This is a genomic window from Rhodococcus sp. NPDC019050 (assembly GCF_055664235.1).
Genome location: NZ_JBVOON010000014.1, coordinates 40,751 through 65,655, shown reverse-complemented (window position 1 = coordinate 65,655; position 24,905 = coordinate 40,751). Strand labels below are relative to the sequence as shown.

General features: G+C 67.4%; 26 protein-coding genes and 2 pseudogenes. 14 read left to right on the top strand and 14 right to left on the bottom strand.

Annotated elements, in window-relative coordinates:
- The first annotated feature begins 29 nt into the window (after window positions 1-29).
- Window positions 30-863 carry a class I SAM-dependent methyltransferase gene (locus tag AC0B44_RS15385; RefSeq protein ID WP_471903711.1) on the top strand — a complete coding sequence of 278 codons (834 nt, stop codon included), beginning with the start codon at window positions 30-32 and terminating at the stop codon, window positions 861-863.
- Here AC0B44_RS15385 and AC0B44_RS15380 read toward each other — a convergent pair.
- The 7 genes from AC0B44_RS15380 to AC0B44_RS15350 form a co-directional block, all read right to left on the bottom strand.
- Window positions 841-1,281, bottom strand: coding sequence for a histidine phosphatase family protein (locus AC0B44_RS15380; RefSeq protein ID WP_471903710.1), 441 nt, complete (start codon window positions 1,279-1,281; stop codon window positions 841-843). The two genes, AC0B44_RS15385 and AC0B44_RS15380, sit on opposite strands and share 23 nt — an antisense overlap.
- Complete coding sequence (locus tag AC0B44_RS15375) at window positions 1,268-1,414, bottom strand: histidine phosphatase family protein (protein WP_471903709.1); 147 nt, start codon at window positions 1,412-1,414, stop codon at window positions 1,268-1,270. Before AC0B44_RS15375 ends, AC0B44_RS15380 begins: the two co-directional genes overlap by 14 nt.
- Entirely contained in the window at window positions 1,411-2,514 is a 1,104-nt protein-coding gene (locus AC0B44_RS15370; RefSeq protein WP_471903708.1) for an ABC transporter ATP-binding protein, read from the bottom strand. Before AC0B44_RS15370 ends, AC0B44_RS15375 begins: the two co-directional genes overlap by 4 nt.
- A 44-nt stretch (window positions 2,515-2,558) precedes the next feature.
- Window positions 2,559-4,226, bottom strand: coding sequence for an ABC transporter permease (locus AC0B44_RS15365; RefSeq protein ID WP_471903707.1), 1,668 nt, complete (start codon window positions 4,224-4,226; stop codon window positions 2,559-2,561).
- Window positions 4,210-5,244: an ABC transporter substrate-binding protein gene (locus AC0B44_RS15360; protein ID WP_471903706.1), complete on the bottom strand. Its 1,035-nt coding sequence runs from the start codon at window positions 5,242-5,244 to the stop codon at window positions 4,210-4,212. The genes AC0B44_RS15365 and AC0B44_RS15360 overlap by 17 nt, the downstream gene beginning before the upstream one ends.
- A 38-nt stretch (window positions 5,245-5,282) precedes the next feature.
- On the bottom strand, window positions 5,283-6,725 hold the full coding sequence (locus AC0B44_RS15355; RefSeq protein ID WP_471903705.1) for a tyrosine-protein phosphatase: 1,443 nt from the start codon (window positions 6,723-6,725) through the stop codon (window positions 5,283-5,285).
- A gap of 242 nt (window positions 6,726-6,967) precedes the next feature.
- On the bottom strand, window positions 6,968-7,777 hold the full coding sequence (locus tag AC0B44_RS15350) for a hypothetical protein (RefSeq protein ID WP_471903704.1): 810 nt from the start codon (window positions 7,775-7,777) through the stop codon (window positions 6,968-6,970).
- Between the two features lie 77 nt (window positions 7,778-7,854).
- Here AC0B44_RS15350 and AC0B44_RS15345 point away from each other — a divergent pair, with 77 nt between their 5' ends.
- Complete coding sequence (locus tag AC0B44_RS15345; protein ID WP_471903703.1) at window positions 7,855-8,691, top strand: DUF3097 domain-containing protein; 837 nt, start codon at window positions 7,855-7,857, stop codon at window positions 8,689-8,691.
- A 9-nt stretch (window positions 8,692-8,700) separates the two neighbouring features.
- Here the strand turns inward: AC0B44_RS15345 and AC0B44_RS15340 are convergent.
- Window positions 8,701-9,131: pseudogene (locus AC0B44_RS15340) on the bottom strand (pyridoxamine 5'-phosphate oxidase family protein).
- A 180-nt stretch (window positions 9,132-9,311) separates the two neighbouring features.
- Between AC0B44_RS15340 and AC0B44_RS15335 the strand changes: the two are divergent.
- A complete protein-coding gene (locus AC0B44_RS15335; protein WP_471903702.1) occupies window positions 9,312-9,752 on the top strand; it encodes an NfeD family protein in 441 nt (146 codons plus the stop codon).
- 3 nt (window positions 9,753-9,755) lie between these two features.
- Window positions 9,756-10,988, top strand: a complete 1,233-nt coding sequence (locus AC0B44_RS15330) for an SPFH domain-containing protein (RefSeq protein WP_471903701.1) — start codon at window positions 9,756-9,758, stop codon at window positions 10,986-10,988.
- 15 nt (window positions 10,989-11,003) lie between these two features.
- On the opposite strand, the gene AC0B44_RS15325 is transcribed toward AC0B44_RS15330, so the two are convergent.
- Genes AC0B44_RS15325 through AC0B44_RS15315 form a run of 3 tightly spaced genes read right to left on the bottom strand, consistent with a single transcriptional unit; the run spans window position 11,004 to window position 12,560 of the window.
- On the bottom strand, window positions 11,004-11,519 hold the full coding sequence (locus AC0B44_RS15325; RefSeq protein ID WP_471903700.1) for a hypothetical protein: 516 nt from the start codon (window positions 11,517-11,519) through the stop codon (window positions 11,004-11,006).
- A complete protein-coding gene (locus tag AC0B44_RS15320; protein WP_471903699.1) occupies window positions 11,516-12,097 on the bottom strand; it encodes a hypothetical protein in 582 nt (193 codons plus the stop codon). Before AC0B44_RS15320 ends, AC0B44_RS15325 begins: the two co-directional genes overlap by 4 nt.
- 31 nt (window positions 12,098-12,128) lie before the next feature.
- Window positions 12,129-12,560 carry a (R)-mandelonitrile lyase gene (locus tag AC0B44_RS15315; RefSeq protein WP_471903698.1) on the bottom strand — a complete coding sequence of 144 codons (432 nt, stop codon included), beginning with the start codon at window positions 12,558-12,560 and terminating at the stop codon, window positions 12,129-12,131.
- 318 nt (window positions 12,561-12,878) lie between these two features.
- On the opposite strand from AC0B44_RS15315, the pseudogene AC0B44_RS15310 reads away from it, so the two are divergent.
- The 5 genes and pseudogenes from AC0B44_RS15310 to AC0B44_RS15290 all read left to right on the top strand — a co-directional run.
- A pseudogene (locus AC0B44_RS15310) lies at window positions 12,879-13,856 on the top strand (zinc-dependent alcohol dehydrogenase family protein); the annotation flags it as partial.
- Window positions 13,857-14,064: 208 nt separating this feature from the next.
- The gene (locus tag AC0B44_RS15305; protein WP_471903697.1) at window positions 14,065-14,304 is read left to right on the top strand and encodes a hypothetical protein; all 240 of its coding nucleotides are present in this window, start codon (window positions 14,065-14,067) and stop codon (window positions 14,302-14,304) included.
- A 140-nt stretch (window positions 14,305-14,444) separates the two neighbouring features.
- Window positions 14,445-15,158 carry a GAF and ANTAR domain-containing protein gene (locus AC0B44_RS15300; protein ID WP_471903696.1) on the top strand — a complete coding sequence of 238 codons (714 nt, stop codon included), beginning with the start codon at window positions 14,445-14,447 and terminating at the stop codon, window positions 15,156-15,158.
- A 208-nt stretch (window positions 15,159-15,366) separates the two neighbouring features.
- Window positions 15,367-15,672: a hypothetical protein gene (locus tag AC0B44_RS15295; protein WP_471903695.1), complete on the top strand. Its 306-nt coding sequence runs from the start codon at window positions 15,367-15,369 to the stop codon at window positions 15,670-15,672.
- Between the two features lie 198 nt (window positions 15,673-15,870).
- A complete protein-coding gene (locus AC0B44_RS15290; protein WP_471903694.1) occupies window positions 15,871-17,358 on the top strand; it encodes a flavin-containing monooxygenase in 1,488 nt (495 codons plus the stop codon).
- 28 nt (window positions 17,359-17,386) lie between these two features.
- On the opposite strand, the gene AC0B44_RS15285 is transcribed toward AC0B44_RS15290, so the two are convergent.
- Window positions 17,387-17,875 (bottom strand): hypothetical protein, encoded by a 489-nt coding sequence (locus AC0B44_RS15285; protein ID WP_471903693.1) that lies wholly within the window; start codon window positions 17,873-17,875, stop codon window positions 17,387-17,389.
- A gap of 239 nt (window positions 17,876-18,114) precedes the next feature.
- On the opposite strand from AC0B44_RS15285, the gene rph reads away from it, so the two are divergent.
- Window positions 18,115-20,724, top strand: coding sequence for a rifamycin-inactivating phosphotransferase (rph, locus tag AC0B44_RS15280; protein ID WP_471903692.1), 2,610 nt, complete (start codon window positions 18,115-18,117; stop codon window positions 20,722-20,724).
- Here the strand turns inward: rph and AC0B44_RS15275 are convergent.
- Entirely contained in the window at window positions 20,691-21,215 is a 525-nt protein-coding gene (locus tag AC0B44_RS15275) for an SRPBCC family protein (protein WP_471903691.1), read from the bottom strand. The genes rph and AC0B44_RS15275 overlap by 34 nt on opposite strands.
- A gap of 221 nt (window positions 21,216-21,436) precedes the next feature.
- Here AC0B44_RS15275 and nhaA point away from each other — a divergent pair, with 221 nt between their 5' ends.
- Both nhaA and AC0B44_RS15265 read left to right on the top strand, forming a co-directional pair.
- Window positions 21,437-22,741 carry a Na+/H+ antiporter NhaA gene (gene nhaA / locus AC0B44_RS15270; RefSeq protein WP_471903690.1) on the top strand — a complete coding sequence of 435 codons (1,305 nt, stop codon included), beginning with the start codon at window positions 21,437-21,439 and terminating at the stop codon, window positions 22,739-22,741.
- Window positions 22,742-22,858: 117 nt separating this feature from the next.
- Window positions 22,859-23,563 (top strand): universal stress protein, encoded by a 705-nt coding sequence (locus tag AC0B44_RS15265; protein ID WP_471903689.1) that lies wholly within the window; start codon window positions 22,859-22,861, stop codon window positions 23,561-23,563.
- 82 nt (window positions 23,564-23,645) lie between these two features.
- On the opposite strand, the gene AC0B44_RS15260 is transcribed toward AC0B44_RS15265, so the two are convergent.
- On the bottom strand, window positions 23,646-23,831 hold the full coding sequence (locus AC0B44_RS15260) for a hypothetical protein (protein WP_471903688.1): 186 nt from the start codon (window positions 23,829-23,831) through the stop codon (window positions 23,646-23,648).
- Between the two features lie 252 nt (window positions 23,832-24,083).
- Between AC0B44_RS15260 and AC0B44_RS15255 the strand changes: the two genes are divergently transcribed.
- Entirely contained in the window at window positions 24,084-24,227 is a 144-nt protein-coding gene (locus tag AC0B44_RS15255; RefSeq protein ID WP_471903687.1) for a hypothetical protein, read from the top strand.
- Between the two features lie 184 nt (window positions 24,228-24,411).
- Complete coding sequence (locus AC0B44_RS15250; RefSeq protein ID WP_471903686.1) at window positions 24,412-24,861, top strand: hypothetical protein; 450 nt, start codon at window positions 24,412-24,414, stop codon at window positions 24,859-24,861.
- Window positions 24,862-24,905 lie beyond the last annotated feature (44 nt).

The window sequence follows — 24,905 nt, the reverse complement described above, 5'->3', positions numbered from 1 at the left end:
CCGGGACGGGTCCTGGAAGGAAATCTGTGATGACCGAATCCAGCACCACGCTCGACATCGACCGCGCCCTCAAATCGAAGCACCGGGCCATGTGGGCGCTCGGCAACTACCCGGCCGTGGCGACAGAGGTGATTCCGTCGATCGGAAAGGCCCTGGTCTCGGCCTGCCGGGTCGGGCCCGGCGACCGGGTGCTCGACATCGCGGCAGGGGCGGGTAACGCCGCAATTCCCGCAGCACTGGCCGGCGCCGACGTGGTGGCGACCGACCTGACTCCCGAACTCTTCGACGCCGGCCGACGCGACGCCGAGAGTGCCGGCGCCGCTGTGACCTGGCAGGAAGCCGACGCGGAAGCCCTACCCTTCGACGATGCGAGTGCCGATGTGACGCTCTCGTGCGTCGGGGTGATGTTCGCGCCGCACCACCAGGTGGCGGCAGACGAACTCGTGCGCGTCACCCGGCCGGGAGGCCGGATCGGGTTGCTGAGCTGGACACCCGATGGATTCATCGGCCGGATGTTCGCGGCCATGAAGCCGTACGCACCCGCTCCGCCGCCCGGAGCGCAACCACCACCGCTGTGGGGCGACGAAAGCCATGTGCGGGCACTGCTGGGAACCCGTGTCGGCGACGTGCGGGCCCGCACGGAGTCGTTGCGCGTCGACCGGTTCGCGACCGGCGAAGACTTCCGTGACTTCTTCAAGGCGAACTACGGTCCGACCATCGCCGTCTATCGTGGGATCGCCGACGACCCGGAGAAGGTGGCCGCACTCGATCGCGATCTCGCGGACCTCGCACGACGGTACGACCTGGGCGGCGGGGCGATGGATTGGGAGTACCTGCTGCTCACGGCGCAGCGTGCGATGTGATGCGGTTGACCGAGCGCACGTGCCACCGTCCTGTCCACTCGACCTCGCTGATCGCGCCGTTGACGATGCGTGGGACCGGAACGTCGGTCAGGTCGCCGAGGACCGCGCGCAGGAGCGCTCCGTGCGCGACCACCACGATCCGGCATCCGGGGTGCATCGAGACGATGGTGTCGAGGGCTCGTCGACCTCGCGACGAGACCGAGCCGAGCGATTCCGACCCGGGAGAATCCTCTCCCGGCCACAGCGCATCGGCTTCGGCTCGGGACAGTCCCTCGGCGGCGCCGTAGCTACGTTCGGCCAGGTCGGCGACGGTGCCCGCAACGCCGATTCCGAGGTGCGCGGCGATGATGCGACCGGTGCCCACGGCCCGCGCCAGCGGGGAGGTGACGACCGAATCCCATTCGTCACGGGCGAGCATCCGCGCAGCGTCGCGGGCCTGTTGCCGTCCCGGCGTCGTCGAGCGGGATGTCGCTGCTGCCTTGCAACAGGCCCCGCCGGTTCCAGTCGGTCCGGCCGTGACGCACCAGCGCCAACCGCGTTGCCGGCCTCATCGGCTTGCTCCCGCAAGGGCCGCGGCGCCGCGAGCGGCCACGTCGGCCGCGGTCGGTGCGGGGTAGAACAGCGCCCGCCGGATCGTCAACCCCACCCGGTCGCCGACCACCGGTCGTGGGCCGCGCACCGCACAGCGGAAGTCGACACCGCGGCACGAGACGACGACGTCGCTCGCATCCCGCCCGTACAGTGACGACAACACGATGCCCTGCGCGGTCCCCGCGTCCTCCGGCGAGGTCAGCGCCAGATCCTCGGGTAGCACGGCGATCGTGCCGCCGCCGGAAGGTATGTGCGGCAGCAGGTCTCGCCCGACTTCGACGACTCCGTCGTCACTCCTGAAACCGCGGGGCGTCACCGTACCGGGCAGGAGGTTCGCGTCCGAGAGAAATTTGGCGACGAATGCCGTGTCCGGTCGCCGGACGAGATCCTCCGGTGTCCCCACCTGCTGGATGCGTCCGTGATCGAGCACCACCACCCGGTCGGCCAGCGCGAGCGCCTCGGCCCGATCATGGGTGACGTGCACGACCGTCAGATTCTGCGACCTGGTGAGCGTTCGCAGTTCCAGACGTAGTCGGTCTCGCAACGGCTCGTCCAGCGCGGACAACGCTTCGTCGAGCAACAAGGCGCAGGGCTGACCCGCGAGCGCCCGGGCCAGTGCGACGCGCTGACGCTGCCCGCCCGACAGTGTCGCCGGGTCGCGCTTCTCCACCCCGGGCAGGCCCACCAGTTCGAGAACCTCGGCGACGCGCGCGGCGCGCCGGGCGCGAGGCATCTTCGCGACCTCGAGCGGGTAGGCGACGTTGCGTCCCACACTGCGGTGCGGCCAGATCGCGTGCTGCTGGAACACCATTCCCAGGCGTCGTTTCTCGGGTGGGATGCTGCGTCTGCCGTCGGCGACGACCTCATCGCCGAGGCGCACGGTGCCGGCGGTTGGGTCGAGGAATCCGGCAACGGTACACAGCAGGGTGGTCTTGCCCGATCCCGAGGGGCCGACCAGCGCGATGAACTCGCCGTCGCGTACATCCAGGTCGATGCCGGACAACCCGGCGGTGCCGTCGGGATAGTGCAGGTCGACCCCGGTGAGGGTGATCGCTGACATGGTGGGAACTTCCGATCTGTGAAGGGGGTCGCTGTAGTGGGGGCTCAGCGTGCTGCGCGGGTGCCGGCGACGAGACCGAGGGCTGCGATGCCGACCAGCGCGACGAGCAGGGACAGTGCGGACGCGGCGTTGTAGTCGCCGGCCTGCTGCAGGTTGAAGATCGACACTCCGAGGGTCTGGGTTCCAGGTGCGACGAGCAGCACCGACATGGTCAGCTCGCGAACCGCCGTCAGCGCCACCAGCACACCGCCGGTCACGGCGGCGGGCACGGTCATCGCCCAGGGCACGTCGCGCAGAGAGCGCAGGTGGGAAGCCCCGGACGAGCGGGCGGCCTCTTCGAGTGATGTGGGTGTCGTCGACAACGGCGCCCGCACCGCCTGCACGACGATCGCGAGGAACGCGGTGACGTACGCGCACAGGATCACCCAGCGGGTATCGAACAGGCCGGTGTAGCGACCGACGATCAGCCAACCCACAGCGATGACCAGGCCGGGAATCGCCTGAGGCAGCATCGCCAAAAGGTCCAGGCCCGCGTTGTCCCGGGATCGGGTGCGGGTGGTGAGCACCCCGATTGCGAGTCCGGCTACGGCGCAGACGATCCCGGCGCCGACCGCGAGCACGACCGAGTTCCGGACGCCCACGACGGTCCCCGGGGCGGTGACAGCAGCCACGTTGCTGTCGAGAGTGAGATTGTCCCATGTCAGGGGGACGCCCGGCGCGGGGAGCAGCGCCTGCCCGGCGAGTGCAAGGATCGGAAGCGCCGTAAGGGACAACCCGACGATCCACGCCACGGCACCGGACGGAATCCGGGCGGCGGCGAGGGGGAGGACCTGCGGCGCCGTGACCGGTCCGTCGAGTTGCCGGTGGCGCCGGGACAGTCGTCGGTCGGCGACCACCGCGAGCACCGCCAGCAGCAGCAACGCGATTCCGATCGTGGACACGACCTCGAGGGGCCGGTCGACGGTTCCCGACTGGATGTAGCGGTAGACCATCGTGGACAGAGTCGTGTACCGCTCGGGTAGCCCTACCAGCGCGGGGATACCGAAGTCGGCGAGGTTGGACACCGCAGTGAGGGTGAAGGCGGCCAGCAGTGCCGGGCGGAGTAGCGGCAAGGTCACGGTGCGCATCGCGCGCAACGGTGAGGCGCCGCCGATCCGTGCGACCTGCTCGAGGTCGCCGGGTACCTTCTTCAGCGCCGAGGCGATGATGAGATACGCCATCGGATACGAATGCACCGTCAGCAGGAACACCACTCCGTCGCCGCCGTAGATGTTCCACAGCGGACCGCCGAAGTGCTCGGACCAGAACTGGTTCACCATGCCGCTCGGACCCAGCAATCCGGTCCAGGCGATTGCTCCGACGAACGGAGGAATCAACAACGGCGACAACAGGATCAGGCGGAGAATGAGGCGACCGGGAAGGTCGGTGCGGTCGAGCAGCAACGCCATGACGGTGGCGAGGGCCACGGCGAACAGCGCGGACAGGCCCGCCGAGACGATGCTGTTGGCGGCGGCGCCGGCGATGTCGTCGTCGATCAACTGCCCGATGTGGTTGCCGCCCGCGCCGAGCGACACGACCGTCGCGAGCGGCGCGACGATCAGGACGGTGACGAACACCCAGAGCGCGACCCGCAGGCCGAGGACCGGATCGGGCCGCCGCCCGGACGGGATCCGGGCGACGGGCGAAGGGAGCGTGTCAGCCGACGAGGTCATTGAACTTCTCGACGGCCTCGTTCTGGATCTTCGTGATCTGCTGCAGATCCGGGTTCAGGAGGGCGATTTCGGACAGCACCGGCGCACCCTCCGGGGTACCGACGTCGCCACGCACCGGCAGGTACTGCTGCTCGACGGCCATTTTCTGGCCTCGCTTGCCGACGAGGAAGTCCACGAACTTCCGGGCTGCCTCGGTGCTGTCGGAATCGGTGAAGATTCCCGCCGGCTGCGAGATGTACGGAACGCCGTCGGTCGGGTACGACAACGCGATCGGTGATCCCTTCGCAGCGAGTTCACGGACCAGGTAGTCGACCACGATGCCCACCGGCTGAGTTCCGGAGGCGACCGCCTGACCGACCGGACCGTTGCTCTCGGCGACCGCCGGTTCGTTCGACGCCAGCGACTCGAGCCACCGTTCCCCGAGTTCGGGGGTGTTCAGCCACACCGCGGTGTTGTACGCAGCCGCTCCGGATACGTCGGGATTCGGCAGCGTGATCTTGCCGAGGTACTGCGGGTCGGCCAGATCCTGCCATGCGGTCGGGGGCGCATCGATCGCTGTGGTGTTGTAGGCGATCACGGTCGGGATGATCCGGGTGCCCACGTAGTAGCCCTCGGGGTCGACGACGTCGGGGTCGAGCGCATTCACGTCGGCGGGGGTGTACTGCTGCAACAGGCCGTCGTCCTTGTAGCCCTCGAAGGTCGGGGCGTCGGCGGCGAGCAGCACGTCGGCGTTGATGCGGCCGGTGGCGCGTTCGGCCTCGATGCGTGCGGTCAAATCGCCCGTGCCGGCCCGGAACACCTCGACGGCGATGCCGGTTTCCTCGGTGAACGCGGCGGTGAGGGCATCGATCTTGGCCTGGGGCTCGGAGGTGTAGACCGTCAGCGTCCGGTCCTCGGCCGCTGGGGAGGTACCGGCGGACGCCGAATCGGACGCGGCGGGCTCGGAACACGCGGCGAGCGTGAGGGCGGTAAGGGTGCCGAATGCGGCGACCGAGACGAGACGGGGCAGTGATGTCACGAACTTTTCTCCTGATCGGGGGAGTGAGAGGGTCGGGTTCAGGGCGCGGCGACGGTGAGCGTGGGGCTCGACCGAAACAACACCTCGGGGGTGTGGAGCGAGAGGGGAAGTGCACTGACGCCGTGCCGCGAGCAGCGCACGAGCGAATAGCCCGGCGAGTCGAGCCCGACTACGGTGCCGGCGGGTGTCCCGACGTCCTGCAGGTAGGCGAGCGAACCGCTCACCCACAGCGAGATTCCGGCGAACATTCCGCTCATCGGATGGTGGAAGTGGCCGGCGAGGATCGCGACGACGTCGGATCCGCGGATCACCGCCGCGAGTTGTTCGGAGGCAACCAGTTCGCGTCCGGCGAGTGCGGCCGCAGGTGACGGGATCGGTGGATGGTGCAGAGCCAGAACCGTGCCGTTCGGCGCGGGCGACTCCAGTTCGCGGCGCAAACGGTCCAGCTCGTCGCGCGAGAGCCGGCCCGCGGAGCTGTCGAGCCCGATCACGCGGAAACCACGCACGTGTTCGACGGGATGCCGGCCGAACACCGATGCGAAAGCCGCCGGCGCGTCGTGATTGCCCGGCACGACGACCGCGGGGCACCCGAGGCGCATACACAGGTCTTCGAGTGCACCGGCGAGTGCCGGGTAGGTCGACGCCGCGCCGTGCTGCGCCAGATCGCCGGTGACGACGACGATATCCGGTCGGAGCAGCGAGGATTCGACATGGTCGGCGACGCGGCGGAGCCGCTCGATACCGTCGACGTCCGGGAAGAGCGGCTCGCCGGCGGTGGCGTGCACATCGCTCACGTGAAGCACGGTGAGTTCGGTGCTGTCGCCACCGGGCGCGTCCGCGAGGAGTCGCCTCCGTAATGCGGCGAGATCGCCCGAGGTGAAGCCGTGGTTGTGGAGATAGCTGTGCACCGTGCCGTATCGGTCCCGAAGGTACTCGAGAGTGGCGGCCATCGCCGCGGGAGGTGAGTCCAGATGCAGTTCGAGGGCGCGGGCATACTCCTCGGGTGCGAGCATCAGTCGCCGCAACGTCTCGTGAACCGGAGTCTCCCGGTGCGGACGGACCTGCGCGCCGGAGCGGGCATAGTCGTCGACGATGACGGCATCCGGAACGCCGATCGCGGCGAGGGCGAGGGCGACCACCAACCCCGTGCGGTCCTTGCCGACGGCGCAGTGCACCAGGGCCGGTCCGGGGGAGGCGGCGAGTGCACGCAGTGCGTCGAGGAGCGCGTCGCTCCGCTCGTCGAGTAGTGCGCGGTAGATCGCGACGATGTCACCCGACCGGGGAGGCCCGACCCGCGGGTCGAAGAGAGGATTGTGGACCACCTTCCAGCGGATCGCCTCGGCGGTGGCGCGTTCGGTGGGATCCCGCAGATCGATCACGGTGGTGATTCCCCGCGCGTGCAGTGCTTTCCGGCCGTGCTCGGTGAGGTGGTCGAGCGCCGCGGAGCGGAACAGAACGCCGGGAGCGATGCCCGGTCCCACAACAGCGGACGTTGAACGTCCCGGCCACCTCGATCGGATCCAAGATTCATCCCTTGCCACTCGATGTTCCAACGGTTCCGGAACAACGTTCCGTCGGGACACAGCGTGGGTGGCCGGATTGAATGGCAGGGTCTACTCGTCGTAAGGAACGGCGGCGGGCAGGTTAACAGTCGGGGGTACGCAGGCTTGTCGGTCTCGTTCGGATGGTCCGGGTTGTCGGGAAGCGCGTCCGCGAGGAACCGTCAGTTGTGCCGGGCAGCGTGCAGAGCCGCGTCGACCGCTCCGACCCGCGCGTTTCTCACAGCCGTCCACAACGGACGCAATGCGTCCTCGCGCGCCGCGGTGGCAGTCGCCGTGGCAGCGCGCAGACCACCCCCGCGCCCGGCGACGGTGAGGATCGCCGCGACCTGACCGGCGGAGTCGAGGATGCGCACGGCACGCTGCGGAATGGTGTCGGGGTACCGGTGACGGGCCAGTTCGGCGATTTCCGCGGCGATCTCGGCACGTGGGTCGGTGCTGCGCGCGTCGTCACCGACCGTGCGGATACCGGCGAGCGTCGAGGCGGCGTCACGCACCGCTTCGCGCATGGTGAATTCGGCTTCCCCGAGACCGGGAAGATCGGTGAGTTCGGGCACCACCGGTACGGCGAACACGGTCCAGCGGAGTACGTCGGGTCCTTCGACGGTCGGGACAAGGCCGAGTCCGGGCGTTCCCGGCGCTCCGACGAGCACTCCCTCGCCGGCGGCCGTTGCCGCTGCGGAGAAGGCAACGCCGGCGGGCAGGCCGCGCACATCGCCCGGAGACGGCAGCACCAGCCGGATACCCGCGCCCCCGGCAGGATCGACCCGCCGGATCACCGTGAGCAGTCCGGCGGCACCGTCTTCGGGGTCCTGGCCGGTCAGGCCGGCGCGGTGTTGCGCATCCGGGTCGGCGGCAACGACGAGGTGCATCGGCGCCCACTCGTACAGGGCATCGATGACCTCGTCGGGCGCTGCATGGCCGGAGAGCCATGCGCCGGCCCACAGCGTCAGGCTCTGGCTCGGGGAACTCACGGAACGAGCATAGGACGCGCTGCCGCCCGGCGTGGCGACGACCGCATGCCGCTGCCGTTGTCTTAACGTTGACCGGCGTGAGTCCACGCGATAGCTACGGCGACATCTTTGCCGGACACAACCGCAAGCGAAAGCAGGCCGTCCCGGAACTCGAGGCCGAGAAGGATCTCGTGGTCGAAGACGCCGCGTCGGGGTGGTGCGGTGCGATCGTCGGCATCGAACGCACCTACGACGGCGACTTCGTGCGCCTCGAGGACGGACAGCGCCGGACCCGCCTGTTCGCGATGAGGCCTGCCGCGTTCCTGATCGACGGTGCGCCTGTGACCCTCGTCCGACCCAAGGCGCGGCCGGTCGCACAGGCACCGGCCCGCTCGGCCTCCGGTTCGACAAGGGTCGAGGGACTCCGGGCGCGGGTCGCTCGCGGCAGCCGCATCTGGGTCGAGGGCGTGCACGACGCGGCTCTGGTCGAACAGGTGTGGGGCCACGATCTTCGTGTGGAGGGGGTCGTCGTCGAACAACTCGAAGGCCTCGACAACCTCGCGGAGCGCCTCGCCGATTTCCGGCCCGGTCCGGGACGGCGGGTCGGTGTCCTTGCCGATCACCTCGTCACCGGGTCGAAGGAGGAGCGGCTCACCGCGAACCTCGGCCCCCATGTCATGGTCACCGGCCACCCGTACATCGACGTGTGGGAAGCGGTGCGGCCCAAGGTCGTCGGCATCGACGCCTGGCCGACGATTCCCCGCGGGCAGGATTGGAAGACCGGCGTCTGCCGCGAACTCGGGTGGGGAACCCCGCAGGAGGGCTGGCGCCGGGTCTACAACTCGGTGTCGTCGTTCCGGGATCTCGAGGCCCCGCTGATCGGCGCCGTCGAGCGACTCGTGGACTTCGTCACCGAACCCGACGACGGCGACTGAGCGCCGCGCTCAGTACATGTACCGGTGCACGGTCTCTCCGGGTGGATGACGATGCGGACCTGATCTTCGGCGAGGATTCCGGCGAGATCGGCGGCACGCACCGGGTCGTCGAGATCCCAATAGCGCGCGGCGAGACGGGAACACAACTCGTGTGCTCCGTCCGATTCGATCGTGGCGTTGCCCGCGACCGATACCCAGCGTTCACGTTCACCGACCGGGGCGGCCACCACGATCGACACGCGCGGGTCGCGCCGCAGGCGCCGGACCTTCAGGGAATCCGGGGCGGTGAACAGGTCGACGGTGCCCGCGTCGGTGGCCTCGAACCAGACCGGCCGGGGCTGCGGCGGGACCGGTCCTGCCGCCACACTGACGAATCCGTGCAGGGGACGCCGGAGGAACTCCAGGTCCTCATCGCTCAGTGAACTCGTGGGGGTGTTCATCGTGGCCTCTCCGATCTGGGGGAAGGCGGGGCTGGGTGCCCCGAGCCCGTCACTTTCCATGATCACGGACAGTCCGCCGACGTGCTCGGTCATTGCGCCCGCCACGGTGGGTGTGTCCGTGAGAACCGCTCCGCAAGCCTGTGACCTGCGTCTCTGCCGGGATGTCCGAATTATGGTTCGATGGTCTTTGTGGCGGCTCTGATATGGCTGATTGCCGGCGTGGCTCTGGCGGCGGCGGAAGCACTCACCGGTGACTTCGTGCTTTTGATGCTCGGCGGCGCTGCCTTGGGCACTGCCGGGGTGTCCGCCGCGACCGATGCGCCGGTGTGGATCGACGCCGTGGTGTTCGCGGTGTTCTCGCTCGTGTTGCTTCTCGGCGTTCGGCCCATCCTGCGACGCAGGTACTCCGTCCCGCCGGCGCTGACGACGGGGGTCGAGGCGTTGCCCGGCAAACACGCCCTGGTGCTCGAGCAGGTGGGCGAGCACGCGGGTCGCGTGAAGATCGACGGGGACGTATGGACGGCGCGGCCGCTCGACGTCACCGAAGTGTACGAACCCGGAACAACCGTGACTGTGATGCAGATCGACGGCGCGACAGCCGTCGTATGGAGGGGTGTCTGACCTATGGAAGCGTTGATCGTGCTCGCCGTCCTGGTGGTGCTGGTCGTGATCGTGGTGGTGAAGTCGGTGGCCCTGGTGCCGCAGGCAGAAGCCGCCGTCATCGAACGGCTGGGCCGCTATTTCCGGACCGCGTCGGGGCAGCTCACGTTCCTGGTGCCGTTCGTCGACCGTATCCGCGCGAAAGTCGACCTGCGCGAACGAGTGGTGTCGTTCCCGCCGCAGCCGGTGATCACCAAGGACAACCTCACGCTGAGCATCGACACGGTGGTCTACTTCCAGGTCACCAACCCGCAGGCTGCGGTGTACGAGATCAGCAACTACATCGCCGCCGTCGAGCAGCTCACCGTCACGACACTGCGCAACGTGGTCGGCGGGATGACCCTCGAAGAAACCCTGACCTCCCGGGACTCGATCAACGGGCAGCTTCGCGGCGTCCTCGACGAGGCGACCGGGCGCTGGGGCCTGCGGGTCGCGCGCGTCGAGCTCAAGAGCATCGATCCGCCGCCGTCGATCCAGGAGTCGATGGAAAAGCAGATGAAAGCCGACCGCGAGAAGCGCGCGACGATCCTCACGGCTGAAGGGCACCGCGAAGCTGCGATCAAGACCGCCGAGGGCGACAAGCAGGCCCGCATCCTCTCGGCAGAGGGATCGAAGCAGGCCGCGATTCTCGAGGCAGAGGCCGAGCGGCAGTCCCGGATCCTGCGTGCCCAGGGCGACCGGGCGGCGCAGTACCTCGAGGCGCAGGGTGAGGCAAAGGCCATCGAGAAGGTCTTCGCAGCGATCAAGGCCGGCAAGCCCACGCCCGAAATGCTCGCCTACCAGTACCTGCAGACGCTCCCGCAGATGGCCCAGGGCGACGCGAACAAGGTGTGGCTCGTGCCCAGCGACTTCGGCGATGCCCTCAAGGGGTTCGCAGGTGCGCTCGGCGCCAAGGGCGAGGACGGAGTGTTCCGGTTCGAACCGAGCGCGGTCGACGAGGATCTTCAGCGCCCCGAGGACGACTCGGCGGAGGTCAGTGACTGGTTCGACATGAAGACCGACCCGGTGGTGGCGAAAGCCGTCGCCGAAGCCGAGGCCGTCGCGCGTAAGCCCGTCGACCCCGCGGTCCCGGTCGCAGCGGGAGAACGCCCGTCGAACGTCGGCGGATCGTCGGCCCTGCCGGCGCCCGAGCCCGCACAGGAAGGGCTCGTCCCGTCGCTCGAAGAGGAAGTCGGCGAAGAGGTTCCGAAGCAGTAGGGGGCGGTTGCCGCGTCAGGTGACGAGCGCGTTCCCGACTCCGCACGCGGCGCATGCCCACAGGACGCTGGTGGCGGTACCGATGATGAACTGCTCGGACGCGTTCGGTTCGCGTAGTTCCGGGTACCGCGCCAGGCCCTTCACGGCCATGATGACGGCGATGCCCTCGGGCCATCCGGCGAGGATCGATACCGCGACGGCCCCGCGCTCGAGCACCCCGATCACCCTGCCGCCGCGCAACGGCCCGGGTGGGGGAGCCGGGTCCGGCCCGGCGTCCGGCTGACGACGAGCGACCCGGAAGGCGACGAGCACCGCCGGTCCGCCACCGGTGACGGCGGCCAGAGTGGTGAGGACGAGGGTCGCCGCCAACGCGACTCCCTGTACCGGTGCGGTCGCGGACGCAGCCAGCGCGGCACCGCCGAGCGCCGCGGTCGTCACCGCCGCGCCGACCCAGGCCGGGAGTGCGGGCCGAAGGGACAGCGCGGGTGCAACGACTGCGACGGCGAGGCACACCAGCGCGAGAACGGTCATCGATCAGCCTTTTCCAGTAGTCGCTGCACGAGGGTGATTCCCGCGGTTTCGGCGCGCCATCCGGCCGCAGCCAGGCGTTGGGACACCGCCTGCTTGGTGATGCCGAGTTCGTCCGCGATCTGTGCCTGTGTCGCACCGGAGCGGGCGAGCGCCACGGCGTCGTGTCCCTGCGGCGAGCGCCGCAGGACGACAGTGGCGAGCAGGGTCAGGGCGGCATCGGCGTCCGCTGCCGCCTCGGCATCGACTCCGTCGACAGCGATCTGCCCGACGGCATTCTTGGCGCGTTCGACGGCGCGGCGAGCGAATTCGAATGCCGGCCCACGGCCTGCGCGGGTCTGTTTCGGCAAGGGCGTTTCGACGGGTCCGATGCCGACACCGATGCTCCAGCGCTCTCGGCGGAGCAACTCCAGAACGAGGTCGACGACGACACCGGCGTTGTCGGCGACAGCCTGGACTTCGTCACCGGCAGTCCGGTCGAACGGGCGGAGCAGGCGCGGGTCGCGCAGGTCGGTGAGTAGTTCCGACACCCGGTCGACGTCCCGGCGGCTGCTTCGTTGATCGACGGTCAGGACGAACATTGGTCAAGTGTGAGCCCTTGATTTGGTGAAGTCAAGCCTCAGGGATTGTCCCGTAATCCTCTTGGGGCGTTCCGAAGTACTCCTCGTCGGTGACGGGCTCGAGCCAGTGGACCGTATCGTGCTCGTCGTCCGTTTCGTTGATGGCGAGGTGAGTCATCAGCCGGTTCGGTGCTGCCCCGTGCCAGTGTTCCTCGTCCGCTTCGAACAACACGCGATCGCCCGGCTTTATCTCTTCGACGGGACCACCTCGACGCTGGCACAACCCGATGCCCTCCGTGACGAAGATCGTCTGGCCGAGGGGGTGCCGGTGCCAGTGTGTGCGGGCACCGGGCATGAAGTGCACGAGACCCGCCGACACCCGGGAGGGCGGCGGTGCAGCGGCAACCGGATCGATGTAGACGTCGCCGGTGAACCAGTCCTCCGGCCCCGTGCCGGTATCGAGCGTGTTGCGAACGATCTGCATGCTTGCTCCTCACTCGGCCGATTCGCCGTGCCGCCGCGAGGGGATCGCACCCCTGGCCGGCGCCTTGTCCAGCAGCTCACGTGGTGTCCATCAGATCAGTCGGAATTCGCCGGGGAGCACATTCCCGGACGCAAGTGCTCGTACTGTGACCTTCGGGTGAGCAATTCGGTGTCGTCGGCGGCCGGAAGGTGCACGCTGAGAGAGCACAGCACCCGGGCGGGGTGCACATCGAGACCGCTGACGCCGCACGACGGTGGCTGCGGACCCGGTGTCGAGGTGCGCTCGGATGGCGCCTCGTCGGCCGACCTAGGAGACAACATGCGCGGAGTCGTTCTCGAGCGACCGGGTGAGGTGCGAATCGAGGATCGTCCGGATCCGGTGATCGTCGAATCGACCGACGCGGTCATCCGGTTGGACGCGACCTGCATCTGCGGCTCGGATCTGTGGCCCTACCGCGGTGCGGACTCGGCAGAGCACATGCCGATGGGCCACGAATACGTCGGGACGGTCACCGAGATCGGCGCCGCGGTATCGAACATCGCGGTCGGGGACTTCGTCGTGGGTTCGTTCTTCGCGTCCGACAACACGTGCGAGATCTGCCGCGCCGGCTATCAGTCACGGTGCGTTCACGCGGTACCGATGGGCGCGCTCGGGACTCAGGCCGAGTTCGCGCGCGTCCCGTTGGCCGACGGAACGCTGGTCCCGACACCCGGCCGACCCGACGCGGATCTCCTTCCCTCGCTGCTCGCGGCGTCGGACGTGCTCGGAACCGGGTGGTTCGCCGCTGTCGCCGCGGAAGCCGGGCCGGGCAAGACGGTCGCGGTCGTCGGGGACGGTGCGGTCGGCTTGCTGGGCGTTCTGGCGGCGAAACAACTCGGCGCGGACCGGATTATCGCTATGAGCCGCCACGCCGATCGCCAAGCGTTGGCGCGCCGGTTCGGAGCCACCGACATCGTCGAGGAGCGTGGGGACGAGGGTGTCGCGAGGATCAAGGACCTCACGTCCGGACTGGGAGCGCACTCCGTGATCGAGGCGGTCGGAACGCAGCAGTCGATGATGCAGGCGATCCGGTCCACCCGCCCGGGCGGGCACATCGGTTTTGTGGGTGTCTCCCATGACGTCTCGCTGCCCGGCGACGAACTGTTCTTCGCCGACGTGCATCTGCACGGCGGGCCTGCGCCGGTTCGGCGCTTCCTGCCGGAGTTGATCGATCTGATCTGGAACCGCGCCATCGACCCGGGAGCCGTATTCGACCTGACCTTGCCACTCGAGCAGACGGCCGAGGGAGTTGGGGCTGGCGTCGGCGCAGCTCACCGGCACCGTGCTGGTCGACATCCCGACGTCGGAGTCGGGGGAGGGATCCGCTATTCAGAGCACTTCCCGGCAGCTCGGCGCGGCGCTGGGTACCGCCATCCTCGGGACCGTGCTCTCGCTGGGATTGGCACACAGCCTCACAGACCGCCTCGATACGGGGCCGCTACCGCCACAAGTGCAGTCCGAGTTGGTGGACGCTACCCGTGATTCGGCAGGTAGCACCATTCCGGCCATTCGCGATCAGGGCGACACCGGCCGTCTGGGTCCGGCCGGTCCCGAGACCGCCGACGAGCTGTCCGACGGTTTCGCGGACGCCACCAGGTGGTCGCTCTTCGTCGCTGCCGGCTTCCTCGTGATCGGCCTGGCGGGCGCCACCCGCTTGCAACCGCGACGGCAGGTCGGAGATTCGGTACCGGACAGGGCCGGATAGGGGCCGACTCTCTTCGGGGTCGATCCGGTCGTCCGGTCCCGGACGCCATGCCGCCGGTCCATCCGACGGTTCCGGTGAAGTGTCGGCGCTACGTTCGTACCCTCGTAGTACGGAGCGCGGCCGACGAAAAGAGGACGTTCATGAACTCCTTGCCCGAGTCGCAGGATCTTGCTCGCCGGATGGCGGAACTGGCTCGAGAGTTCTTCCGTCCCAGTAGCCTCGCCGACACCTTGAGCGGAGTTACGGCCGCAGCGGTCGAGTTGGTCCCGAACGCCGAGTGGGCCGACATCCTCACAGTGACCGGCGGGCGGACCGTGGAGTCGTTCGCTGCCACGGCGAGGCTGCCGGAAGAACTCGACGCCGTGCAGGAGAAACTCGGCGAAGGACCTTGCCTCGATGCTGCGCAGAAGAACATGGTCGTGAGATCGGACGATCTTCGGACGGAAACACGGTGGCCACGATTCGCGGCCGAGGCGGTGCGGGCGGGTGTGCTCAGCACCCTGTCGTTTCAGCTGTACCTGGACAACGGATCGATGGGCGCCCTCAACCTGTTCTCCCCGATGCCGGCGGCGTTCGGTCCCGACGCGGAGGCAATCACCGAAGTTCTGGCCGCGCACGCGGCGATGGCGCTGAGCGCTGCACGTGGACACGAACAGTTCTCGTCGGCGCTGGCGAGCCGCGACGTCATCGGCCAGGCCAAAGGCATGATCATGGAACGCTTCGGTGTCGACTCCGTGCGCGCCTTCGAGTTGCTGCGAAAGCTGTCGCAGGACAGCAACATCGCACTCGCGGACATCGCAGCACGACTGGTGGAATCGGGATCGACGAGCGCGGGGGACGCCACCCCGCAATGACCCCGTCGCCGCACGGGCACGGGCACTGTTGCGGAGTGGGCACGGACTCGGACTGCGCTGTCACCGCTGTTAGCAGCGACACAACTCGCCCCGATCGGGTTTGGCAAAGCGCTCGACGCGGTATCGATAGGGATACCCCGGGAGGGTGTCCGAGCGGACACTCCGCTTCCGGAACGTGGTACCGCGAACGAGACGATGTGGAGTTCCGATGACTGCTGGACAGGAACACTTGGTTCTGGTGGGTACGCCCGCCGATTCTGCCGCCGCCGATCACTGGGCCGCTGTGCAGGACTGGGCGGAGGAACACGGGTGGACGACCACGAGCGCACTCCCGGCCACGGGTGAAGTCTGGGGTGCTGTGGCGACCGAAGAAGTCCTCGACGGGATATGTTCCGCAGCGGAGGCCGAACTCGTCTACCGGGTGCGTGAGGCAGGAATCCCTCTTTTCAGCGTGCATCAGGCTCCCGCAGTGCTCGCGTCACTCGTGCCGCCGGTGGCGTCGTACGCGGCCTGAGGAATCGTCGCCACGGCGACGCCTTGCGGGACTCGGGATTCGAAGTATCCGGCGCGACCGTGGTACCTGGTAGCTTCTTCGTATGACGGCGAGTTACACACACTTCGCTCCGGGGGCGATTGCAGGCAGCGTGCCCGGAGCATTCGGTCGACGACGGGTCCTCGTCGTACCGAATCCGGCCACGCTGGGAGAACGGCGATGAGGTACCACGAAGTCGTGATCGTGGGGGCCGGAATCTCCGGTATCGGCGCAGCAGTCGCACTTCGGCAGCACGGGATCGACGACTTCGTTCTCCTGGAAAAGGGGGACTCGGTTGCGGGCACGTGGCGAGACAACACATATCCCGGATGTGCGTGCGACGTCCCGTCGGCCCTGTATTCGTACTCGTTCGCTCCGAATCGGGAGTGGACGCGCTTGTTCGCCGGGCAGGAAGAAATACGTCGGTACGTCGAGCGGGTGGCCGGCGAGCACCGGATCTTCCCCCGGGTCCGGTTCGGTACCGAGATGCTTCGTGCCCGTTGGGACGAGCCGACTCACCGATGGATCATCGACACATCTGCCGGAGTGATCACGGCAGGCGCGCTCATCGCCGCGGCAGGTCCCTGGAACGAACCCCTCGTACCCGACATTCCCGGGCTCGACACGTTCCCGGGCGAGGTGTTCCACTCCTCGCGGTGGAACCACCGATACGACCTCACCGGAAAGCGAGTGGCGGTCGTCGGCACAGGCGCCTCGGCGGTACAGTTCGTCCCCGAGATTCAGCCGAAAACCGCTGCCCTGCACGTGTATCAGCGCACCGCCCAGTGGGTGCTGCCCAAGCCCGACTACGCCTTGCGCGCAGTCGAACGCACCGTCCTCCGGCGTGTGCCGGGCGCGCACGGCGCTCTCCGGCGCGTCGAGTACGCGATTATGGAGTCACTCGGACTCGGATTCCGAAACCCCTGGATCATGAAGGTGATTCAGCAACTGGGCAAGGCATGGCTTCGACTTCAGGTGCGCGACTCCCGGTTACGCGAGGCGCTGACGCCTCGGCACACGCTGGGCTGCAAGCGCCTCCTGTTCTCGAACGAGTACTACCGGGCGTTGACACAACCGGGCGTCGAGGTGCACCCCACTGCCGTCGAGTCGGTCCGGGACAACGTCGTGGTCGGGGCGGACGGAACCGAGACCGCCGTGGACGCGATCATCTTCGGTACCGGCTTCCATATTCTCGACATGCCGGTCGCGACCCGAATCTTCGACGCGCAGGGCCGTAGCCTCGACGACCACTGGAAAGGCAGTCCACAGGCGTATCTCGGTACCACGGTCGCCGGTTTCCCGAACGCGTTCGTGCTGCTCGGCCCGTCGCTCGGTACCGGCCACACCTCAGCATTCACGATCCTCGAAGCGCAACTCGGCCACGTCGTCCAGGTGTTGACCCGTGCTCGCCGGGAGGGATGGACTCGGGTGGAACCCCGCCGGTCCGCGCAGGACTCCTTCAACGCCCGCGTCCAGGAGGGACTCGCCGGCACGGTGTACAACTCCGGCGGGTGCCAGAGCTACTTCTTCGACGTCAACGGCCGCAACAGTTTCAACTGGCCTTGGTCGACGAACAGAATGCTGAAAGAACTCGCGACGTTCGACGAGACGGCTTTCGACGTGACGGCCGCCGCTCGCGCGGACGTGATATCGACACCGCCGTCCTGATCAAGTATCAGGACGGCGGCGTGGCGGGTCAGGGCACCGTGTATTCGGTGGAGCAGTCGTAGTACGTGTGGTTCTGCCCGTCGTCGGCGGCGTTGCTGACACCGGTGACCGCCGTGATCCGACCCGGCTGTGTGATCTGGACAGGCAACTCGATGGTGGTTTCACCCTCCTCGATACGCGCCGTTGCCTCGCCGCCGCCATTGAAACCGGTGTCGAGGTTTGCCCAGATCACATGGGCTCTCTGTGTGTACGGCGCCGCAGACTGCGAGCGGGTGTGGAAGGTGAAAAGCACTTGTCCGGGCGCAGGCGAGGACACGGTGACATCACTTCGGTCGGAGCGACCGAAGTCGTTGGGGTCGACGTAATCGATGCTGCAGAAAGGTGTTTCAACGGGGTCCTTCGGCGGGAACAAGTCGACGGAGTTCCACGGGCCGGCGTGAGCCGCACCCACGCTCAGTGACGCGGCCGCGACGGCAGCGAGTGGGGTGACGATCGATCGGGTGAGTCTCCGGTGCATGTCTCTCCTCCGGTGAGTTCGAAATGAGGGACGTCGACGACTTGCCGATTGTGGCATCTTGCAGCGGAGCAGGCGCCGGGATTCGGCGGAACAAGCGCTCGGGCCGGACGACACGTTCCTCGGAACATTCGAATCTCACCCCCCTTTCACGTTATACCGCAACCCCGGACCTCATGAGCACCGAATTTTCGGCTCATACTCGCCGACAGGAAGCGGTAGCGCGGGCAAAGGGGAGCGAAATGAGTTATGTGCTGAGCCTCGAAGATATCGATCGCACGGACGCCGGAACGGTCGGAGGCAAAGGGGCGAATCTGGGGGAACTGACCCGCATCCCCGGAATACATGTCCCCGCAGGGTTCTGTGTCACGACGGACGCCTTCCGGCGGGCCGTCGACGAGGTGCCGTCGCTCGACGCACTGCTGGACCGGTTGTCCGCCACTGCAGCGGACGACCGCGACGAACTGCGCCGACTGAGCGCGCAGATCCGGGATGCGATCGAAGATCGTCCCGTGCCGAACGATGTCGCGACGGACATCGCCGGCGCACTCGTCCGATTCGGTGAACAGCAGGCGTGGGCGATCCGATCCAGTGCGACCGCGGAGGACCTCCCGTCGGCTTCGTTCGCCGGTCAACAGGATTCGTTCCTGAACGTCGTGGGTCGCGAATCGGTTCTTCGGTCCGTCACACGATGCTGGGCGTCGTTGTTCACCGAACGCGCGGTCGCCTACCGCGCGCAGATGGGCTTCGACCATCGGACGGTCCGGATGGCGGTGGTGGTGCAGCGGATGGTGTTCCCACAGGCGGCGGGGATGATGTTCACCGCGGACCCGCTCACGTCCGATCGCAAGGTCACTTCCGTCGAGGCCACCTTCGGTCTCGGTGAGGCCTTGGTTTCGGGCGGGGTGACCCCCGACGTCTATCGGGTGCGGGGCACCGACATCACCGCGACCGTCGCCGTGAAACGGCATGCCACCGAACCCGCTCCCGGAGGCGGCACCCGACTGCGGGACATCGCCCGGGAACGACAGTCCGACGCGGTGTTGTCCGACGACCGGATCCTTCGACTCGTACATTCGGGTCGCGTGATCGAATCGCACTTCGGGTGCCCACAGGACATCGAATGGTGTTTTGCCGACGGTGAATTCAGCGTCGTCCAGAGTCGGCCGATCACCACGCTTTTCCCGATCCCGGAGGCCGACGACGACGAATACCACGTCTACGTCTCGGTCGGCCACCAGCAGATGATGACCGACGCCATGAAGCCGCTGGGAATCTCGGTATGGCAGTTGACGAGTCTCGCGCCCATGCGCACGGCCGGTGGGCGGTTGTTCGTCGACGTCACCACCGCATTGTCGGCCCCCGCGAGCCGCGAGTCGCTGGTGGATGCTCTCGGGGCGTCCGACCCGCACCTGGGTGACGCGCTCAGCACACTCGTCGCTCGAACAAGCGTCGTTCCGCCTGCCCGCGACGGCGCGCCCGGAGAACGCCCGATCGGCGCCGACCTGATCGATGCGGGCCCCGACATCGTCACCGAGTTGATCGCGCATGCCGAAGGGTCACTCGCAACTCTGAAGCAGGACATCCGGGGGAAGTGCGGTACAGCGCTCATCGATTTCGTGGAAACCGACATTCAGGAGTTGAGGCGCATCCTGTTCGAGCCTCGAAGCCTCGAGGTGATCACGGCGGCGATGGATTCAGCCCGCTGGCTGTCGGATCGTCTCCACACCTGGCTCGGAGAGAAGGATGCGGCCGACACGCTCGCACAATCCGTTCCCCACAACGTCACCTCCGAGATGGGCCTGGCGCTCCTCGACGTCGCGGACGCAATCCGTCCGCACCCGGATGCGGTGGCGTTCCTCCGCCGCGTCGAAGAATCGGGGTGTGACGACGACACTTTCCTGGACGACCTGGGCAACGTCGTGGGAGGCCGAGAGGCGGCGGCGGCCATCGAAGGGTTTCTCGACAGGTACGGGATGCGGTGCGCGGGGGAAATCGACATCACCCGGCCGCGTTGGCGTGAACGTCCGACTGCGCTCGTCCCGGTGATCGTCGCCGACATCGACAATTTCACGCCGGGCTCTGCGCACCGGCGCTTCGAGGACGGCCGGCGTGCAGCCGAGTCGAAAGCACACGAGGTGCTCGAACGCCTGCGTGCCCTACCGGACGGCGCACGTAAGGCGGACGAGACCGAGCGCATGATCGCTCGCCTCCGCACCTTCTCCGGATATCGCGAGTATCCGAAGTACGGAATGGTCAGCCGCTATTTCGTGTACAAGCAGGCGCTCTCGAAAGAGGCTGCACGACTGGTGCGGGACGGTGTCCTGGACCGGGAAGACGACACCTTCTACCTCACCTACGCCGAGTTGCGCGGGGTGGTGCGCACGCGCCGGAGATGCGACGACCTCGTCCGCGACCGGCGACGAGCGTTCGCGGTCCACGAAACTCTCACCCCGCCGCGGGTGCTCACGTCGGACGGCGAGGCCTTGTCGGGGGAGTACCGGCGCGAAGACGTTCCGGAGGGCGCCGTGCCCGGCACGCCGGTCTCCGCCGGAGTTGTGGAAGGACGCGCTCGCGTGGTTTCGGACATGGCACGGGCCGATCTCGCGCCGGGCGACATTCTCGTCACCGCGTACACCGATCCGAGTTGGACCCCGCTGTTCGTGTCGATCAAGGGGCTGGTCACGGAAGTGGGCGGGCTGATGACCCACGGCGCGGTGATCGCGAGGGAATACGGTGTGCCGGCGGTGGTCGGCGTGCAGCACGCGACCCGGCTGATCCGCGACGGACAGCGTATCCGCGTGAACGGATCGGACGGTTATGTCGAGATCGTGTCCGGCCCGGACGCGTGACCTGGACCGGGGGAGGAGCGCGGGTATCCCCTCGCCACGGTGCGCGCGAGGATTCCGAGAGTGGATTTCAGCGTCGCCTCCGAGATCACCGGGAAGATGCCGGTCTCCCGCCACGTGGGGTCGATTTCGGACCAGTCGTAGTACGAGGTCACGAGGGAACCGTCGTCGGCCGGTTCGATTCGGTATCCGTAGACGTGCCCGATCTGCGGACGAACCTTCCCCAGGATGGTCCAGGAGAGTTCCCGCTCCGGCACGAAGTCCTTGATGGTGACGGTGACATCGTATTCACCCATCGGAATGTCGCCGAGTGCTTCCCGGTCCATGTGGACGACGAAGGTGTCTCCGGCCGCGGTGACCACATCACCTTCCGCGTCCATCAACATGCCCGAGCCATCGATCGCCACATGCCCCTGGGGGTCGCACAACACCGAGAAAATCGCGGCAGGTTCGGCCTTGATCGTCCGTTGCACTTCGATCCGCTCCGTCGTCACGCGAGAGATGATGCCAGAACTTTGCGGTAGTGTCCTTCGCGGTGCGCCGGGAAGTCTGGTCGGCAGAGTGAGGAACTATCTCTCGAGCCGGAGGACTGTGTGTACCGTTGCGTTGAGTCTTTATCCCCGTCTGCCGGATTGCGGGGCCCGTCCGTGAATTCCGGGTGGGGCCGGTGCCGCCTTGCACGACAGTCGGCCGCGATCTCCCCTGAGGACGTGTGATGTCGAGCATCTTCTCCGGCCTGCCTTTTCTGTCCCGCGGTTCCTGGGAGGAATCCCGCCGCGTGGCAGAGATTCTGCGCAGGGAAACAGTGGGCGGGGTGCTCTTGCTGCTCGGGGCGCTGGCCGCGCTGATCTGGGCGAATTCAGGGTGGTCCGACTCCTACCACGCGCTACGAGAGACGACCGTGGGCCCCTCGGCTCTCCACCTTGACCTGTCGGTGGGCACGTGGGCTGCGGACGGATTGCTTGCCGTCTTCTTCTTCGTCGTGGGTGTCGAACTCAAGCGTGAATTCATCGAGGGGAGTTTGCGCGACCTACGCCGCGCCGCGATGCCCGTCACCGCCGCGCTCGGCGGCATGGTGGTCCCGGCGTTGATCTTCGTCGCAATAAACATGGGCGGCGGTGGCGGCGCCCTGAGCGGGTGGGCGGTGCCGACAGCAACCGACATCGCGTTCGCGGTGGCCGTCCTCGCTGTGATCGGAAGTCATCTGCCCACGGCGTTGCGAACGTTCCTGCTCACGCTCGCGGTCGTCGACGACCTTCTGGCGGTGACCGTGATCGCCGTCTTCTACACCGACGACGTGAGCCTGCTCTACCTCGGTCTTGCCCTGCTGCCGCTCGCGGCCTTCGGGTTCGCGATGCAGCGCGGGGTGACAGCATGGTGGGTGCTGGTTCCCCTGGCACTCGTCACATGGTGGCTCGTCCACGAATCGGGAGTGCATGCCACCGTCGCGGGTGTACTGCTCGGCTTCATGGTCCCGGTGTCACGGATGGTCGCCGGAAAGCGCGTGCCGGTGGCCGAGCACATCGAACATCGAATCCGCCCCCTGTCCGCCGGGGTCGCCGTCCCGGTGTTCGCGTTCTTCGCCGCAGGCGTCACGGTCGGAGGCCTGACCGGTTTGACGAACACCCTCACCGATCCCATTTCTGTGGGTGTGATCGCCGGACTCGTGATCGGTAAGGCGATCGGAATCTTCGGCGTCAGCTTTCTGGTCGCTCGGTTCACGCGTGCGCAACTGGACGAGGAGCTCAGCTGGGTGGATGTGTTCGGTGTCGCGCTGCTCGGGGGGATCGGCTTCACGGTCTCGTTGCTCATCGGGGACCTCGCCTACGGCGCGGGCACCGAGGCAGCGGACCACGTCAAGGTTGCCGTCCTGTGCGGATCGTTGCTCAGCGCACTGTGCGCATCTGTCGTGCTCGTCGCCCGCAACCGCGCCTACAAACGGATCGCCGCGATCGAAACGCTCGACGAGGACGGAGACGGGATCCCGGATGTCTACCAGAAGCGTGACGGCCGTGCCTGAGCTCGGAACCGGCGGGCTGCCGGGCACCGGTGCCCGGTCCGGCCGAGAACGAGACGCCGTAACCGTTGTCCCTGCCGGCACTCGCCGGGCTGCCGCAACGTATTCGAGGAGAAATTCGTGAACTGGACCGTTTTTGCCGTCTTTCTCGTCGTGTGGGTGCTCATCGGATTGCTCACGGGCCTGTGGATGGCGCGTCGCGGACACGATGGTCGCTGGACGCTCATCGCGGTCATCCTCGGTCCGCTGTTCGTCCCCATCGCGTACGAGCGGATCGAACGGAACCCCCGCTCGGTCGAGGTGACGCCTGTCGGCAGCTGGGGCACCGACACCGCGAAAGCGTCCGGTTTACGCGTGATGGTCGGGTATGACGGTTCCATGGAGGCCCAGCACGCACTGGCGTCGGCGCTGCGCTTGTTCGGCAGCAGCGGTGGCACCCTCGAATTGGTTGCGGTGGTGTCCTACGACGACGCCAGCGATCCGGACTCGTCGCTGATCGAGCGGGCGAAGCACCGCCTGAGCGATGCGGCCTCGGCTGCGGGAGATGTCCCCACGGGCTATGCGATCCTCGCCGGTCCGGCCGGGCAGTGCCTGCGCTGGTACGCGGAGAACCATCGGGCGGACGTGCTGGTCGTCGGCAAACGCGGCCGTGGCATGACGACCCGGATGATGGGCAGCGTGGCCGAATACCTCACCGCGCACTGTCCCGTGCCCGTGCTGGTCGTGGACCCGACGGCCCCGTCCGACCCGGCAGACGCGGAGGAACCGACTGTGGCGGTTCGCGTAACGCCGCAAAGGGCGGGCCGAGAATCCGAAACCAGCTGAATCGGAGCGCGGCATCGACAGCGCAGGATCAGCAAGGGCGAAGACCGCACCGACCAGCGAGCAGCACAGTGCATGCGGCCGGTCAGAGCAGCCCGCGCCGCTGAGCCTCGTGCGTGAATTCCTCGAGGACGGTGCGAGCCTCTTCGGCGTCCTTGTCTCCTTCGGAAGCCGCTTCGGAGGTGAAGTGATGTAGGCGGTTCCGCCAGAAGTGCAAGCCTTCGACGATTTCGTCGTCCGAAAGGGCGGCGGGCACCCCGAAGTTCCCCATGCGGTGATTCTCTGTACGAAGATGCCGATGCACAAGGTATCGATCGTCGCCTGATCAGGGACCTTCGGGCCTGGATATTACGGAACTTCTGTGGTTCGGCCGCCGCAGGTCCGTTCGCTCCGGAGAGGCCCCGGCGCATTGTTGGGCCCTCCGGCACCGCGTCCGGTCGCGCCGCCCGCATCGACTCTGTACCGTTGGAACAATCGGTTGGTTCGATGTCCGGCCGAGGGTTCGGACCACAGGAGACACACGATGGGAATGCTCAGCCGGGTCATCAAAGGCGGTGTCGCCGTCAAGGCAATCCAGGTGATCAAGCGCGAAGCGTCCAAGCCGGAGAACCAACGCAAGGCCAAGGAGTTCGCGGCCAACATGCGTCAGAAGCGCCGCTCCCGCTGAGTCGTCGTTCGACGCGCTCGAACCTGCGCCGTTGCCGAAGGCCCCTCTGCAGGTGAGGCCTCGACATGCCGCTGCGCTCTGGCACTGTGCGGCGCCCGGGCCCCGCCCGCAGACAGCACCCGTCCTTGTGCGCTCCGGCGACGAATAACCCTCGAGGCAGTTATCAGAGGAGGGCAAACGAGCGATGGCCAAGCCCGACACCGGATTCTTCAGTTGGACGGCGCGACGAGTCAACCTCGCGGCGGAAAGACACGAGACCGGCCCGGTCGAGAGTTACGGATTCTCCGATGTCCTCACGATCGAATGCCCGTCGTCGCCTGCGTCTCGTCCCAGTCGCCTCGTGGTGTGTCACGACGACGAGGACGAAGTGGATTACGTTGCACTGATCCTCGGCGACACGGCGGGCAACGACGACGTCCCGGTCCACGCGGTGCACGAAGAGCAACTCCTCCTGGAGGGCGAGCGCAGCAACGCCCCCGTCGAGATCCTCGTCGGAGTGCCCGACGACCGGGATTTGCGAGTACAGCAGCGGGAACTCGACCGTCAGATCTGCACGGGTGGACCGTTACGCACGATGTTGGAGTGTTCGGGGGCGCGCTCGGTGATCGTCGGCTGGTACGGGTCGCGCACGTAGCAGTTGTCCGAGCCCAGGGGTTTCGGCCCGGCCGCGCGGATCGG